Raw genomic sequence first — 16,026 nt, 5'->3', positions numbered from 1 at the left:
GCGGGATCAACGTTACGGGCGGCCTCTGACATTCCGGCGCGGGCCCCTCTAACCTGCGAGGGTGTTCACCACCCGGCCCACCCTCCAGGGCACCTTCGGCATGGTGTCCTCCACCCACTGGCTGGCCTCCCAGTGCGCCATGGCGGTCCTGGAGGACGGCGGGAACGCCTTCGACGCCGCCGTGGCCGCGGGCTTCGTCCTCCAGGTCGTCGAGCCGCACCTCAACGGCCCGGCGGGCGAGGTGCCGATCCTGCTCGCGCCCGCCGGCGGCCCGGTACGCGTGCTCTGCGGCCAGGGGACCGCGCCCGCCGGGGCCACCGCCGCCCACTACCGCGCGCTCGGCCTGGACCTGGTGCCCGGCACCGGGCCGCTGGCCGCCGCCGTGCCCGGCGCCTTCGACGCCTGGATGCTCCTGTTGCGCGACCACGGCACCAGAACGCTTCCCGACGTACTGAAGTACGCCATCGGCTACGCGGAGGACGGCCACCCGCCCGTGGAGCGGATCGGGCAGAGCGTGGAGAGCGTGCGCGCGCTCTTCGAGAACGAGTGGCCGTCCTCGGCCGAGGTCTATCTGCCGGGCGGGTGCTCCCCGCGCCCCGGGCGGCTGCTGTACAACCCGGCCCTCGCCCGCACCTGGCGCCGTCTCCTGGCGGAGTCGGCCCCCACGCGCGCGTCCGCGACCGGGGACGCGCGCGTGCGCCGGATAGAGACCGCCCGGCGGATCTGGCGCGAGGGGTTCGTCGCCCGGGCGCTGGTCGCGCAGGCCCGGCGCCCCACCCTGGACACCAGCGGCGAACGCCACACCGCCACGCTGACGGCGGCCGACCTCGCCGGATGGTCCGCGACGTACGAGGACCCGGTGACGTACGACTGGAACGGCTGGACCCTCTGCAAGCCGGGTGCCTGGAGCCAGGGCCCGGTCTTCCTCCAGCAACTGGCGCTGCTGCCGGAGGAGTTGCCGCCGTACGGGTCCGCCGAGTACCTCCACCTCCTCGTCGAGGGGTGCAAGCTCGCCATGGCCGACCGGGAGGCCTGGTACGGGGACGCGGACGAGGTGGCGTTGGCCGAACTGCTCTCGGACGACTACAACGCGGCCCGGCGCGCGCTCGTCGGCGCGAGGGCCTCGTACGAACTGCGGCCCGGCAGCCCCGGCGGACGCCCGCCCCGGATCGCCCGCGAGGCTCTGCGCGCGCGGGAGCCCGCGACCCGCGCGGTGGGCTCGGGCGAGCCCACCGTGGGCCCGGACGGCGCCACCCGGGGCGACACCTGCCACCTGGACGTGGTCGACCGCTGGGGGAACATGGTCGCCGCGACGCCCAGCGGCGGCTGGCTCCAGTCCAACCCGGTCGTCCCCGAACTCGGCTTCCCGCTCGGCACCCGGCTGCAGATGGCCTGGCTGGAGGAGGGGCTGCCGAACACCCTGACGCCCCGGCGCCGCCCCCGTACGACGCTGTCGCCCACCCTGGCGCTGCGCGACGGCGTACCGGTGCTGGCGTTCGGCACGCCCGGCGGGGACCAGCAGGACCAGTGGCAGCTGCACTTCTTCCTCGCCGTCGCCCTAGGCGCCGCCGAGCGCGGCGGCCCCGGCCTCCAGAGCGCGATCGACGCGCCGAACTGGCACAACGACGCCTTCCCGAGCTCCTTCCACCCCCGGGCCACCCGGCCCGGCAGCGTCACGGTCGAGGCGCGTTTTCCCGGGGACGTGGTGGCGGGGCTGCGGCGGCGCGGGCACCGGGTCACGGTCGGCGGTGCCTGGTCGGAGGGGCGGCTGTGCGCGGTCGCCCGCGACCCGGAGAGCGCCGTCCTGTCCGCCGCCGCGAACCCGCGCGGGATGCAGGGGTACGCGGTGGGGCGGTGACCCGGCGCGATCCGGCGGCTTCACCTCGATGACGCCCGGAGCCGGGGCCGTGTTCGCCGGTTGTCAGTGGGGCGTGTTTTGCTGGACGCATGATCGAAGGGTTGCTCGCAGAGTTTCTGGAAGAACGGTCGTCCGACGTCGAGGAGGCGGTCCGCAAGGCGGCGGCCGTCGAGATCATGCCGCGCTTCCGTCAGCTCGCCGCGCACGAGGTCCTGGAGAAGAGCGGTCCGCACGACCTGGTGACGGTCGCCGACCGGCGCGCCGAGGAGTTCCTCACCGAGGCCCTGCCCGCGCTGCTGCCCGGATCGGTCGTCGTCGGCGAGGAGGCCGTCGCGGCCGACCCGTCGTCGTACGACGCGCTGGGCGGCGACGCGCCGGTGTGGATCGTCGACCCCGTGGACGGGACCCGCCAGTTCGTGCGCGGCGAGGAGGGCTTCTGCACCCTGGTGGCGCTCGCGCACCGGGGCGAGGTGCTGGCCTCGTGGACGTACGCGGCGGCGCTCGACCTCATGGCGGTCGCGGTCCGCGGCCGGGGCGCCACCGTCAACGGCGAGGCGATACGGTCCGGGGCGCCCGCCCCCGGCGCGGTGATCGACATCGCCACCTCCCACCCGGACTACACGACGCCGGACCAGAAGCACGCGCTCCTGGCCCTGCGCACCGACGGCGTCCGCCCCCGCCCCTGCGGCTCGGCCGGGCTCGAATATTTGGCTGTCGCGCGCGGCGAGCTGGACGCCATCGCGTTCTCCTGGGAGCTCGCCTGGGACCACGCGGCGGGTCTGCTCCTGGTGGCCGAGGCGGGCGGCGCGCACACCACCCTGACGGGGCAGCCGTACCGGATCACCGGGGGCAACGCACTGCCGTTCACGGCCGCCCGGGACGCGGCGACGGCCGAGCGGGTGCGGAGGCTGCTGGCGGGGGAATGACCGGGCGCCCGGTCCCCCGGACACCGCCGCCGCCCGGGGCCGCCGTCCCGGCCGCCACCGCACCCGCCCCGCCCCGGACCGGACCGCCGCCGGTCCGGAATATGCTGGGTGTCCTGGCCACAAGGGCGTGAGGAGTCCAAGGTGCCGTCGATGCTCGATGCCGTCGTCGTGGGGGCGGGGCCCAATGGACTGACCGCCGCGGTCGAACTGGCCAGGCGCGGCCTGTCCGTCGAGGTCTTCGAGGCCAAGGACACCGTCGGGGGCGGTGCCAGGACCGAGGAGCTCACCCTCCCCGGCTTCCGCCACGACCCGTGTTCCGCCGTGCACCCGCTGGGCATCGGCTCCCCGGCTTTCCGCGGCATGCCGCTCGACCGGTACGGGCTGGAGTGGCTCCACCCCGAACTGCCCATGGCGCACCCCTTCGACGACGGCACCGCGGCCGTGCTCGCCCGCTCGGTCTCCGAGACCGCCGCCTCGTTCGGGCCGCGCGACGCGGGCACGTACCGCCGCCTCGTGGCGCCCTACCTCGGCAAGTGGGACGTCCTGGTGCGCGACTTCATGTCGCTGCCGCTGACCGCCCTGCCCCGCGACCCGATCGGCCTGGCCCGCTTCGGCCTCGACGGCCTCCCGCCGTACGCGTGGACGATGCGCCGCTTCCGGGACGACCGGGCGCGCGCGCTGCTGGCCGGGCTCGTCGGCCATGTCATCGCCCCGCTGAACGGGCTGGCGACCTCGGCCGTCGGCCTGGTCTTCGCGCTCGCCGCGCACGAGAACGGCTGGCCGCTGCCGCGCGGCGGCTCGCAGTCGATCTCGGACGCGCTCGCCGCGTACCTGCGTGACCTGGGCGGCTCGGTCCACACCGGCTTCGAGGTCAAGCGCCTCGACGACCTGCCGCCCGCGCGCGCGTACGTCTTCGACACCTCGCCCACGGCGCTCGCCCGGATCGCGGGGCTGGGGCGGGCGTACGAGGGGTACCGGTACGGCGCCGGGGTCTTCAAGATCGATTACGCGCTCGACGGGCCCGTGCCGTGGACCGCGGCGGAGCCGCGCCGGGCCGGGACCGTGCAGATCGGGCCGTCCAGCCGGGAGATCGGCGCCGCGCTGAGCGAGGCGTCCGGGGGCACCGCGCCCCGGACGCCGTTCCTCATCACCGCCCAGCCCAGCCTCGTCGACCCGTCGCGGGCCCCCGGGGGCAAGCATGTGTTCTGGGCGTACGGACACGTGCCGAACGGGTGGGACGGCGACCTCACGGACGCCGTCGAGCGGCAGATCGAACGGTTCGCGCCGGGCTTCCGCGACCGGGTGCTGGCGCGGGCCACGGCCGGGCCGCCGCAGCTCGCGGCGCACAACGCCAACTACGTGGGCGGCGACATCGCCTGCGGGGCGGCGCGGGGGCTGCAACTGCTGCTGCGGCCCACGCTGTCGCTGTTCCCGTACGCGACCCGGCACCCGTCGGTGTTCCTGTGCTCCTCCGCCACGCCGCCCGGGCCGGGCGTCCACGGGATGTCCGGGCACAACGCGGCGAAGGCCGTGTGGCGGGCGCTGCGTAAGGCGGACGCGAAGTGACGGGTTCGGGCGCCGTGTCGATCGTGCTGGTCCGGGGGGACATCACCGAGCAGAGCGTGGACGCGATCGTGAACGCGGCGAACTCGTCGCTCCTGGGCGGGGGAGGGGTGGACGGGGCCATCCACCGGCGGGGCGGCCCGGAGATCCTCGCCGCTTGCCGACGGCTGCGGGCCTCCCAGTACGGCAAGGGCCTGCCGACCGGGCGGGCCGTGGCCACGACGGCGGGACGGCTAGACGCCCGGTGGGTGATCCACACGGTGGGGCCGGTGTGGCAGCGGGACGAGGACCGCTCCGAGCTGCTGGCCTCCTGCTACCGCGAATCGCTGAGACTGGCCGGGGAGTTGGGCGCCCGGACCGTGGCGTTCCCGGCGATCTCCACGGGGGTGTACCGGTGGCCGCTGGAGGACGCGGCACGGGTGGCGCTGCGGACGGTCCGCGAGGTGGTGGCGGCGGGGGAGGCCGGGGCCGTGGAGGAGGTGCGGTTCGTGTTGTTCGACGAGGCGGCGTATGGGGCGTTCGCGGGGTAGCGCTCCGCGGGGGGTGAGGTTGTCTGTCTGCGGGTTAGCGGGGGTTGCTCGCGCCGTTCCCCGTCCCCGCGGGGCGCTTCGCTGGGGGTGGGGTGGGGTGGCTTTCGGGTGCGGGCCGGTGGGGGCTGGTCGCGCAGTTCCCCGCGCCCCTTGGGGGTTGGGGTGGTTCGGGGTTGGTTGGGTTCGTGGGGGCTTGGCTGTTTGTCTGCGGGCCGGTGGGGGTTGCTCGCGCAGTTCCCCGCGCCCCTTGGGGGGTTGGGGTGGGCCGGGATGATTGGCTCGTGGGGACGTGGCTGTTGGGCCGTGGAGCGGCCTGGGTCCCCGCGCCCGGCAGGACAGGACGTACAGCGGCCCCGTCCCCCTCAGGGGCGCGGGGAACTGCGCGACCGGCTCATGACCGGCCCGGAGACGAGTCTCGCCGTCAGGCCTGTCCCCCTGAGGGGCGCGGGGAACTGCGCGACCAGCTCCCACCGGGCCCGCAGACAAACAACCACGTCTCGGCGGAGCGCCCACGGGGACCCGCGTGGCGAGACCGCGCCCGGCCGCAGCGGGAACCTCGCCGTCAGGCCCGTCCCCCTCAGGGGCGCGGGGAACTGCGCGCCCAGCCCCCACCGGGCCCGCAGACAAACAACCACACCCCAGCGAAGCGCCCCGCAGGGGACCGCGCGGCCGGCTCGTCACCGGCCCACCGGCCCACCGGCGAACCCCCAGGTCCATGTCGGATTCCTGCCAGCACCGCACCCCCACCTCCCCGATGCTTGAGGCATGAATCCCGCCCCCGCCCCCGCCGCCCCGGCGGCAACCGCCGCCATGTACACCGATGCCGAGCGCTGCGTGCGGGCCGTTCAGTCGAAGGACGCCCGGTTCGACGGGTGGTTCTTCACCGCCGTCCTCACCACTCGTATCTACTGCCGCCCCAGCTGCCCCGTCGTGCCGCCGAAGGTCGAGAACATGACCTTCTATCCGAGCGCCGCCGCCTGCCAGCAGGCCGGGTTCCGGGCCTGCAAGCGGTGCCGGCCGGACACCACCCCCGGGTCCCCGGAGTGGAACGTCCGGGCCGACTCCGTCGCCCGGGCCATGCGGCTGATCCGGGACGGCGTCGTCGACCGGGAGGGCGTCTCCGGGCTCGCCGCGCGGCTCGGGTACAGCGCCCGCCAGATCGAGCGCCAGCTGCGCGCCGAGCTCGGCGCCGGGCCGCTCGCCCTGGCCCGCGCCCAGCGGGCCCAGACCGCCCGGATCCTCATCGAGACCACCGGCCTGCCGATGGCCGACGTCGCCTTCGCGGCGGGCTTCGCCTCGGTGCGCACCTTCAACGACACCGTCCGCGAGGTCTTCGCGCTCGCCCCCACCGAGCTGCGCGCCCGCGCCGCGCGCGGCACCGCCCGCCAGGCCCCCGGCTCGATCGCCCTGCGGCTTCCGTACCGCGCCCCCCTCAACCCGGACAACCTCTTCGGACACCTGGCGGCGACGGCGGTCCCGGGCGTGGAGGAGTGGCGGGCCGGCGCGTACCGCCGCACGCTGTCCCTCCCGTACGGGCACGGCATCGTCGAACTCACCCCCGGCCCCGACCACATCGGCTGTCTGCTCTCGCTCACCGATCTGCGCGACCTCACCATCGCCATCAGCCGCTGCCGCTGGATGCTCGACCTGGACGCCGATCCGGTCGCCGTCGACGACCGGCTGCGCTCCGATCCGCTGCTCGCCCCGCTGGTCGACAAGGCTCCCGGACGCCGGGTGCCGCGTACCGTCGACGTGGCGGAGTTCGCCGTACGGGCCGTGCTCGGCCAGCAGGTCTCCACCGCCGCCGCCCGCACCCACGCGGCCCGCCTGGTGGCCGCGCACGGCGAGCCAGTGGAGGACCCGGCGGGCGGGCTCAGCCATCTGTTCCCGTCCCCGCGGGCGCTGGCCGGTCTCGACCCGGAGTCCCTCGCCCTGCCGCGCAGCCGCCGCACCACCCTGACCACGCTGGTGGCGGGCCTGGCCGACGGCAGTCTCGCGCTGGGTGTCGACACCGACTGGGACCGGGCCCGGGCCCAGCTCCTCAAGCTGCCGGGGTTCGGCCCCTGGACCGTCGAGGTGATCGCGATGCGGGCGCTCGGAGACCCGGACGCCTTCCTCCCCTCCGACCTCGGCGTGCGCCGCGCGGCCCGCTCGCTCGGCCTGCCGTCCTCGCCCGCCGCGCTCACCGCGAGCGCCGCCGCCTGGCGCCCCTGGCGGGCCTACGCCGTCCAGTACCTCTGGGCAACCGACGACCACCCCATCAACCACCTCCCCGTATGAGGACGTCCACGATGACCACCACCCACACCGTCACCGACAGCCCCTACGGGCCGCTCACCCTCGTCGCCGAGGACGGCGTCCTCAGCCGCCTCTACATGGAGAACCAGCGTCACCGCCCGGCCCAGGAGACCTTCGGCGAGCCCGACGACGGCGGCCCCTTCCCCGAGGTCGTCCGCCAGCTCGACGCGTACTTCGCGGGCGAACTCACCGCGTTCGACCTGGAGCTCGACCTGCGCGGCACCGACTTCCAGCGCGCGGTGTGGGACGAGCTGCGCCGCATCCCGTACGGCGAGACGCGCAGTTACGGCCAACTCGCCCGGGCACTCGGCAGACCCGGCGCCTCCCGCGCCGTGGGCCTGGCCAACGGCAGGAACCCGGTGGGCATCATTGTCCCCTGCCACCGCGTGATCGGCTCCGGCGGCGGCCTGACGGGGTACGGCGGCGGCCTCGACCGCAAGCAGCGACTGCTCGCCTTCGAGAAGGGGGCACCCGAGGACGCCCTGTTCTGAGGGCCACCGGCGGAGCCCGCCGGCCGCGTCCGACGGGCGTCCCCCCCCGGCCGACCCGCCCGGCAGATCGTCGTCCGGAGCCGTCGGGGGCACGCCGACGGGCGCGAGTTCGACTCTGACCCGCGCCCCGACGGTGAGATCGGGGGCCGGGTCGCCGGGGCCGCGAGGCGGGCCGCCGGGGTCGGAAATTGATCGATCGATCCGTGCCGATGGCGGCCCGCTATGGCGCGCCATATGGAGGTTTCGTGGGGCGGCACGCCGTCCCGCCGTGCGTGACGCCTATGGGCAGGCGTGCGCGCGGCGGATAGGGTCGGCAGCGGCGCGACTGCCTGTTCGATAGCAAGGGATTAGCAAGGTGACGGACGGAGCAGTTTTGGAGACCGCGCGCGTGCTGGTGGCGGCGGACAAGTTCAAGGGCTCGCTCACGGCCGTACAGGTCGCGGAGCGGGTGACGGCCGGGCTGCGGCGGGTCGTCCCCGATCTGGAGGTGGAGACCCTGCCGGTCGCCGACGGCGGCGACGGCACGGTCGCGGCTGCGGTGGCGGCCGGGTTCGCCCGCCGCGAGGTCCGGGTCACCGGCCCGCTGGGTACCCCGGTCACCGCGGCCTTCGCGGTACGGGACGGGGTGGCCGTGGTGGAGATGGCGGAGGCGTCCGGCCTCCAGCACCTCCCCGAGGGCGTCTTCGCCCCGCTGACCGCCACCACATACGGCTCGGGCGAGCTGCTGCTGGCCGCGCTGGACGCGGGAGCGCGCACCATCGTGTTCGGGGTGGGCGGCAGCGCCACCACGGACGGCGGGGCGGGCATGCTCGCGGCGCTCGGCGCGCGTTTCCTTGACGCGGCGGGCGAGCCCGTGGCGCCCGGCGGCGGCCCGCTGGCGACGCTGGCGACGGCCGACCTCTCGGACCTCGACCCCCGTTTCGCCTCGGTCGACCTGGTCCTGGCCAGCGATGTGGACAACCCGCTGACCGGGCCCAAGGGCGCGCCCGCGGTGTACGGCCCGCAGAAGGGCGCCACGTCCGAGGACGTGGCGACGCTGGACGCGGCGCTCGGCCACTTCGCCGAGGTCCTGGAGGCGTCCCTGGGCGCCCGCGCGGCCGAGGCGGCGCTCGCCCCGGGCGCGGGGGCCGCGGGCGGCATCGGCTACGGGGCGCTGGTGGCCCTGGGGGCCACGTTCCGGCCGGGCATCGAGGTCATGCTCGACGTCCTGGGCTTCGCCCCGGCCCTCGACCGGGCCACGCTGGTGATCACGGGTGAGGGTTCGCTGGACGAGCAGACCCTGCACGGCAAGGCGCCGGCGGGGGTGGCGGCGGCGGCCCGGGCGGCGGGCGTGGAGGTCGTCGCGGTCTGCGGCCGTCTTGCCCTGCCCCCGGAGGCCCTCGGCAGGGCCGGTATCCGCCGCGCGTACGCCCTGACGGACCTGGAGCCGGACCCGGCGCGGTGCATGGCGGAGGCGGGGCCGCTGCTGGAACGCAGCGCGGAGCGCCTGGCCAGGGACTTCCTGACCTGACCGTCCGCGGCCGGGTGCGCCGGGTTGCCCGGGGGCGCGGGGAATCGCGCGCTCAGCCACGTACGGTCTGCTGTCGAAGAGGGGTGTTCGTCCTTCCGCGGCCCGTGGTGGGTCGCTCGCGCAGTTCCCCGCGCCCCTGGGCAGCTGGGGGTGCCGGGGGCTGTGGGCGCAGCCCTGCATGGCCTGCTGCGGCGGAGGTGCGTTCGTACGGCTGCGGGTCCGTCGTGGCCGGTCGCGCAGTTCCCCGCGCCCCTGGCAGACCGTGGCCGAGCCGACTTCTCCGGCTGCGGCCGGGTCCCCAGGGGGCGCGGGGAACCGCGCGCTCAGCCCTCCACGGGCCGCAGGCGAAGGGATCAGGGGCGCGGGGAACTGCGCGACCGGCCCACCACCGGCCCGCGGACGAAGACCGGCACGACAAAGGGCCCCGGACCGGAAAATCGGTCCAGGGCCCTCGCACCGCGCCGCCAGGCGCTACGGCTGCGCCGCCCGCGCCTCGCGGCGGTTGTCGCGGATCGAGTTCACCCGGCGGGCCGTGGCGAACAGCGGAATCACCGCGCCCAGCACGACCTGCAGCGCGCAGCCCGTCTGGAGCAGCAGCTGACCGCCCGGCGCGTCGAACGCCCACGCCGCCAGCAGCCCCATCGCCCCCACGATCCAGCTGAGCATCGCCACCGCGAGGATCCCCCGCGGCTTGGGGTACTCCACCCGGCTGACCATCAGCCACGCCACCCCTATGACGGCGAGCAGCGTCGGCACGAACGGCAGCTCCAGCAGCACGATCGAGACGACGGTCAGCGCGCCGAAGGGGCTCGGCATGCCCTGGAACATGCCGTCCTTCATCGTCACGCACGAGAACCGCGCGAGTCTGAGCACCACCGCCAGCAGCACGGTGATCGCCGCCACGGCCGCGACGCGCTGGTGGGCGTCGTCGGCGACCATGCCGTACACCAGGACGAAGTACGCCGGTGCGAGCCCGAAGCTGATCAGGTCCGAGAGGTTGTCCAGCTCGGCGCCCATCGGCGAGCTCCGCAGCTTCCGCGCGACCAGGCCGTCGCAGAGGTCGAAGATCGCCGCGAGCAGCATCAGGATCACGGCGGTCGCGGCGGAGTGCCGCGCCATGCCGGTCTCGGCGCTGCCCGACAGGTGCGGGATGAGGATTCCGGTGGTGGTGAAGTACACCGCCATGAACCCGCAGGTCGCGTTGCCGAGCGTGAGGGTGTCCGCTATCGACAGCCGCAGGGAGAGAGGCATCTCCTCCGCGTCGTCGCCGGCGTCCGTGCCCGGCACCCAGTCGGTCTGGGTGTCAGGATCAATCACGGTCAATTCGAGTCACCCCCGCAGTGGTCTTCTGGCCGACCTCGACAGCGACCTCGACCCCCTCCGGAAGGTAGATGTCGACGCGGGAGCCGAACCGGATGAGACCGATGCGCTCGCCCTGCGCCACCTTGGTGCCCTGGGGGATGTAAGGGACGATCCGCCGCGCCACAGCACCCGCGATCTGCACCATCTCGATGTCACCGAGCTCGGTGTCGAAGTGCCAGACAACGCGCTCGTTGTTCTCGCTCTCCTTGTTGAACGCCGGAACGAACCCGCCGGGCACGTGCTCGACGGACGTCACCGTGCCCGCCAGGGGCGCGCGGTTGACGTGGACGTTCAGCGGGCTCATGAAGATCGCGACGCGGGTGCGTCCGTCCTTCCACGGCATGATGCTCTGCACCACACCGTCGGCGGGGGAGATGACCCGCCCGGATGCGATCTCGCGCTCGGGGTCGCGGAAGAACCACAGCATGCCCGCCGCGAGCGCGGTGGCGGGTACGGCCACGGCCTTGGCGGCGCCGGAGCGGCGCGCGCGGGCGAGGCTGAGGGCTGCGGTGGCGACGGTCGGCAGAAGCCACGGCGATGCTCCGCGAGCAAGACGTCCCTGGAGGAAACCGTCGCGAGATGCAGAGGTTTGGCTGTGGGGCATGGATGACCTTCGTAGCGGATGATGCCGCGCTGGCAAGTGGGGGACGGCGGCTGGTTTACCAGCGATGCTATCGGTTGCGAGCCGCAACTGGGAAAGCCACAAGCCCAGTCGGTCGGCCGGAAGCCCTCGGGCGGTGCCTACAGGGTGTGATCTTCTTCGCGGCCGAACCGACCTAAAAGCGACAATCAACCCTGGAATCGGTACTCTTCGAGAAGCCGACGTCCAATGATCATTTTTTGGATCTCGGCGGTACCTTCACCGATGAGCAGCATCGGCGCCTCGCGGTACAGGCGCTCGATCTCGTACTCCTTGGAGAAGCCGTAACCACCGTGGATACGGAAGGCGTCCTCCACGACCTCCTTGCAGTATTCGGAGGCGAGGTACTTCGCCATCCCTGCTTCCAGGTCGTTTCGTTCCCCGGAGTCCTTTTTGCGTGCCGCGTTGACCATCATGGCATGAGCGGCCTCCACCTTGGTAGCCATCTCCGCCAGCTTGAACTGAATCGCCTGGTGCTGGGCGATCGCCTTGCCGAAAGTGTGACGTTGCTGGGCATACGAGACACCCAGCTCAAAGGCACGCTGAGCGACGCCGCAGCCACGCGCCGCGACGTTCACACGGCCCACCTCGACGCCGTCCATCATTTGGTAAAACCCTCGGCCGGTGACCCCACCGAGGACGCGATTGGCCGGAATGCGCAGTCCGTCCATGATGAGTTCGGTCGTGTCGACGCCCTTGTAACCCATCTTGTCGATCTTGCCGGGGATGGTGAGGCCCGGACGGACCTCACCGAAGCCGGGCTCCTTCTCCACCAGGAAGGTCGTCATCGACTTGTGGGGCGCGGTGCCCTCGGGGTGTCCTTCGTCACTTCGGCACAGAACGGCCACCAGCGACGACGTTCCGCCGTTGGTGAGCCACATCTTCTGGCCGTTCAGGACGTACTCGTCGCCGTCCCTGACGCCCTTGGACGTGATCGCCGACACATCCGAGCCGAGCGCGGGCTCGGACATCGAGAACGCGCCGCGCACCTCGCCGAGCGCCATCCGGGGCAGGAAGGTGTCCTTCTGCTCCTGGGTGCCGTGCTGCTTGAGCATGTACGCCACGATGAAGTGCGTGTTGATGATGCCGGAGACCGACATCCAGCCACGCGCTATCTCCTCGACGCACAGGGCGTACGTCAGGAGCGACTCGCCCAGGCCGCCGTACTCCTCGGGGATCATCAGCCCGAACAGGCCGAGCTCCTTGAGGCCCTCGACGATCTGCGTGGGGTACTCGTCCTTGTGCTCCAGCTGGGTCGCGACCGGAATGATCTCCTTGTCGACGAAGTCCCGGACGGTGGCCAGGATTTCCTGCTGGACGTCGGTCAGACCGGCGGTCTGCGCGAGACGGGCCATGGTTACTTCTCCTGCGACTTGAGCTGGGGGCGGCCGGGCTGCTCGCCGCCGCGCTCCTTGATGTACGTCTCGGTGGGGACCATCACCTTGCGGCGGAACACGCAGACGAGGGTGCCGTCCTGCTTGTAGCCCTTGGTCTCCACGTAAACGATCCCGCGGTCCGACTTGGACTTCGAGGGCGTCTTGTCGAGGACCGTCGTCTCGCCGTAGATCGTGTCGCCGTGGAAGGTCGGCGCCACGTGCCGCAGCGACTCGATCTCCAGGTTGGCGATGGCCTTCCCGGACACGTCCGGGACGCTCATGCCGAGCAGCAGCGAGTAGATGTAGTTGCCCACCACCACGTTCTTGCCGAAGTCGGTGGTGTTCTCGGCGTAGTTGGCGTCCATGTGGAGCGGGTGGTGGTTCATGGTGAGCAGACAGAACAGATGATCGTCGTACTCGGTCACCGTCTTGCCGGGCCAGTGCTTGTACACGTCCCCGACGGTGAACTCTTCGTAGGTGCGGCCGAACTGCATGGGGTTACGCCTCCGGGATCTCGAACTTCGACGTGCGCTGCATACCGGCCGCCCGGCCCTTGCCCGAGATGACCAGCGCCATCTTGCGGCTGGCCTCGTCGATCATCTCGTCGCCGAGCATCGCCGAGCCCTTCTTGCCGCCGGCCTCGGAGGTGAAGTACTCGTACGCGTCGAGGATGAGCTCGGCGTGGTCGTAGTCCTCCTGGGAGGGCGAGAAGACCTCGTTGGCCGCCTCGACCTGGCCGGGGTGCAGCACCCACTTGCCGTCGAAGCCGAGGGCGGCGGCGCGCTGGGCGACCGCCTTGTAGCCGTCGATGTTCTTGATCTGGAGGTAGGGGCCGTCGATCGCCTGGAGGTTGTTGGCCCGCGCCGCCATCAGGATCTTCATCAGGATGAAGTGGTACGCGTCCGCCGGGTACCCGGGCGGCTGCTCGCCCACGACCAGCGACTTCATGTTGATGGAGGCCATGAAGTCGGCCGGGCCGAAGATGATCGTCTCGACCCGCTGGGAGGCCTGGGCGATGGCGTTGACGTTGTTGAGGCCCTGGGCGTTCTCGATCTGAGCCTCGATGCCGATCTTGCCGACCTCGAAGCCCATCGTCTTCTCGATCTGCGTGAGCAGCAGGTCGAGCGCCACGATCTGCTGGGCGTCCTGGACCTTCGGCAGCATGATGCAGTCGAGGTTGTGCCCCGCGCCCTCGACGACGGTGACGACGTCGCGGTACGTCCACTCGGTCGTCCAGTCGTTCACCCGGACCACCCGGGTCTTGCCGGTCCAGTCACCCTCGTTCAGGAACTTCACGATGGTGTGCCGGGCCTCCGGCTTGGCGAGCGGCGCACAGGCGTCCTCCAGGTCCAGGAAGACCTGGTCGGCGGGGAGGCCCTGCGCCTTCTCCAGGAAGCGCGGGTTCGAGCCGGGGACGGCGAGGCACGAACGGCGCGGGCGGAGACGGTTGACGGTCATGCGGGGACCTCCAGAGGGTCGAGCTTGTTCGCTTTCCGGATCTCGTCGACGATACGGCCGATGATCTCCGTGATACCGAAGTCCTTCGGGGTGAACACGGCGGCCACACCCGCCGTGCACAGCTCCTCGGCGTCCGCCGGCGGGATGATCCCACCGACGATCACCGGGATGTCGGGCGCGCCGGCCTCGCGCAGCCGGGCCAGCACGTCCGGGACCAGCTCGGAGTGCGAGCCGGAGAGGATCGACAGGCCCACGCAGTGCACATCCTCCGCCAGGGCGGCGTCGACGATCTGCTCGGGGGTGAGCCGGATCCCCTGGTAGACCACCTCGAAGCCGGCGTCACGCGCGCGTACGGCGATCTGCTCGGCTCCGTTGGAGTGACCGTCCAGGCCCGGCTTGCCCACCAGCAGGCGCAGCCGGCCCGAGCCGAGCTCGTCGGCCGTACGGGTCACCTTCTCGCGCACCAGTGCCAGCGGCGTGCCCGCCTCGGCGGTGACGGCGACGGGCGCCGAGGAGACGCCGGTCGGCGCCCGGAACTCGCCGAAGACGTCCCGCAGCGCCCAGGACCACTCGCCCGTGGTGACGCCCGCGCGGACGCACTCCAGGGTCGCGGTCATCAGGTTCTCCGACCCGGCGGCGGCCTTCTTCAGGGCCGCCAGCGCCTCCGAGGCCCGGGCCTCGTCCCGGTTGTCGCGCCACTCGTGGAGCGCCGCGACCACCCGCGCCTCGTTCGCCGGGTCCACCGTCATGATCGCGGTGTCCAGGTCGGAGGTGAGCGGGCTCGGCTCGGTCGACTCGTAGCAGTTGACGCCGATGATCTTCTCGTCGCCGGCCTCGATCCGGGCCCGGCGCTCGGCGTGCGAGGAGACCAGCTGCGACTTCAGGTAGCCGGACTCGACGGCCGCCATCGCGCCGCCCATCTGCTGGATGCGCTCGATCTCCGCCAGGCACTCCTCGACCAGCGAGCCGACCTTGGCCTCGATGACGTGCGACCCGGCGAAGATGTCCTCGTACTCCAGCAGGTCGCTCTCGTGCGCGAGGACCTGCTGGATACGGAGCGACCACTGCTGGTCCCAGGGGCGCGGCAGACCGAGCGCCTCGTTCCAGGCGGGGAGCTGGACGGCCCGGGCCCGGGCGTCCTTCGACAGCGTCACGGCCAGCATCTCCAGGACGATCCGCTGGACGTTGTTCTCCGGCTGCGCCTCGGTCAGCCCGAGGGAGTTGACCTGGACGCCGTAGCGGAAGCGGCGCTGCTTGGCGTCCTCGATGCCGTACCGCTCCCGCGTGACCTTGTCCCAGATGCGGCCGAACGCCCGCATCTTGCACATCTCCTCGACGAAGCGGACGCCCGCGTTCACGAAGAACGAGATCCGGGCCACCACCTCACCCCTGCGGTCCTCGGGCACCTGACCGGAGGCGAACACCGCGTCGAGCACGGCGATCGCCGTCGACATCGCGTAGCTGATCTCCTGAACCGGGGTGGCCCCCGCCTCCTGGAGGTGGTAGCTGCAGATGTTGATCGGGTTCCACTTGGGGATGTGGTTGACCGTGTAGGTGATCATGTCGGTGGTCAGCCGCAGCGACGGACCGGGCGGGAAGACGTGCGTCCCGCGCGACAGGTACTCCTTCACGATGTCGTTCTGCGTCGTGCCCTGCAGCCGGGTGACATCGGCGCCCTGCTCCTCGGCGACCACCTGGTACATGGCCAGCAGCCACATCGCCGTGGCGTTGATGGTCATCGAGGTGTTCATCTGCTCCAGGGGGATGTCCTGGAACAGCCGCCGCATGTCACCGAGATGGGACACCGGGACCCCGACCCGGCCCACCTCGCCGCGGGCGAGGATGTGGTCCGGGTCGTAGCCGGTCTGCGTCGGAAGGTCGAAGGCGACCGACAGACCGGTCTGACCCTTGGCGAGGTTGCGCCGGTAGAGCTCGTTGGACGCCTCGGCGGTCGAGTGACCGGCGTACGTCCGCATGAGCCAGGGCCGGTCCTTGTGACGCTCAGTCATGTGTC

The 16,026-nt window shown here is 72.4% G+C and carries 13 protein-coding genes; 7 read left to right on the top strand and 6 right to left on the bottom strand.

Annotated features, from left to right (window positions below; translation table 11 throughout):
- The first annotated feature begins 61 nt into the window (after positions 1-61).
- The 7 genes from ACZ4MU_RS19910 (at position 62) to ACZ4MU_RS19880 (ending at position 9,176) form a co-directional block, all read left to right on the top strand.
- A complete protein-coding gene (locus ACZ4MU_RS19910; RefSeq protein WP_467878106.1) occupies positions 62-1,858 on the top strand; it encodes a gamma-glutamyltransferase family protein in 1,797 nt (598 codons plus the stop codon).
- Between the two features lie 89 nt (positions 1,859-1,947).
- Positions 1,948-2,784, top strand: coding sequence for an inositol monophosphatase family protein (locus ACZ4MU_RS19905; protein WP_467878103.1), 837 nt, complete (start codon positions 1,948-1,950; stop codon positions 2,782-2,784).
- Positions 2,785-2,925: 141 nt separating this feature from the next.
- Positions 2,926-4,350 carry a phytoene desaturase family protein gene (locus tag ACZ4MU_RS19900; protein ID WP_467878101.1) on the top strand — a complete coding sequence of 475 codons (1,425 nt, stop codon included), beginning with the start codon at positions 2,926-2,928 and terminating at the stop codon, positions 4,348-4,350.
- Entirely contained in the window at positions 4,347-4,877 is a 531-nt protein-coding gene (locus ACZ4MU_RS19895; RefSeq protein WP_467878099.1) for an O-acetyl-ADP-ribose deacetylase, read from the top strand. Before ACZ4MU_RS19900 ends, ACZ4MU_RS19895 begins: the two co-directional genes overlap by 4 nt.
- An 810-nt stretch (positions 4,878-5,687) precedes the next feature.
- Positions 5,688-7,157, top strand: a complete 1,470-nt coding sequence (locus ACZ4MU_RS19890; protein WP_467878652.1) for an AlkA N-terminal domain-containing protein — start codon at positions 5,688-5,690, stop codon at positions 7,155-7,157.
- Between the two features lie 11 nt (positions 7,158-7,168).
- Entirely contained in the window at positions 7,169-7,666 is a 498-nt protein-coding gene (locus tag ACZ4MU_RS19885) for a methylated-DNA--[protein]-cysteine S-methyltransferase (protein WP_467878097.1), read from the top strand.
- 355 nt (positions 7,667-8,021) lie between these two features.
- Positions 8,022-9,176, top strand: a complete 1,155-nt coding sequence (locus tag ACZ4MU_RS19880) for a glycerate kinase (RefSeq protein WP_467878095.1) — start codon at positions 8,022-8,024, stop codon at positions 9,174-9,176.
- Positions 9,177-9,647: 471 nt separating this feature from the next.
- Here ACZ4MU_RS19880 and pssA read toward each other — a convergent pair whose 3' ends face one another.
- From pssA to ACZ4MU_RS19850, 6 genes are all read right to left on the bottom strand, one after another.
- The gene (gene pssA / locus ACZ4MU_RS19875; RefSeq protein WP_467878093.1) at positions 9,648-10,499 is read right to left on the bottom strand and encodes a CDP-diacylglycerol--serine O-phosphatidyltransferase; all 852 of its coding nucleotides are present in this window, start codon (positions 10,497-10,499) and stop codon (positions 9,648-9,650) included.
- Complete coding sequence (locus tag ACZ4MU_RS19870; protein WP_467878091.1) at positions 10,486-11,142, bottom strand: phosphatidylserine decarboxylase; 657 nt, start codon at positions 11,140-11,142, stop codon at positions 10,486-10,488. Before ACZ4MU_RS19870 ends, pssA begins: the two co-directional genes overlap by 14 nt.
- A gap of 185 nt (positions 11,143-11,327) precedes the next feature.
- Positions 11,328-12,533: an acyl-CoA dehydrogenase family protein gene (locus tag ACZ4MU_RS19865; protein ID WP_188272373.1), complete on the bottom strand. Its 1,206-nt coding sequence runs from the start codon at positions 12,531-12,533 to the stop codon at positions 11,328-11,330.
- A 2-nt stretch (positions 12,534-12,535) separates the two neighbouring features.
- The gene (locus ACZ4MU_RS19860) at positions 12,536-13,048 is read right to left on the bottom strand and encodes a MaoC family dehydratase (protein WP_467878088.1); all 513 of its coding nucleotides are present in this window, start codon (positions 13,046-13,048) and stop codon (positions 12,536-12,538) included.
- Between the two features lie 4 nt (positions 13,049-13,052).
- A complete protein-coding gene (locus ACZ4MU_RS19855; RefSeq protein ID WP_344081573.1) occupies positions 13,053-14,012 on the bottom strand; it encodes an HpcH/HpaI aldolase/citrate lyase family protein in 960 nt (319 codons plus the stop codon).
- The gene (locus ACZ4MU_RS19850) at positions 14,009-16,021 is read right to left on the bottom strand and encodes a protein meaA (RefSeq protein ID WP_467878085.1); all 2,013 of its coding nucleotides are present in this window, start codon (positions 16,019-16,021) and stop codon (positions 14,009-14,011) included. The genes ACZ4MU_RS19855 and ACZ4MU_RS19850 overlap by 4 nt, the downstream gene beginning before the upstream one ends.
- Between the last annotated feature and the right edge of the window lie 5 nt (positions 16,022-16,026).

The organism is Streptomyces sp. NPDC026377 (genome assembly GCF_055567715.1).
Note: the sequence above shows the minus strand (reverse complement) of the source record. Positions and strands in the feature narration are given on the sequence as shown.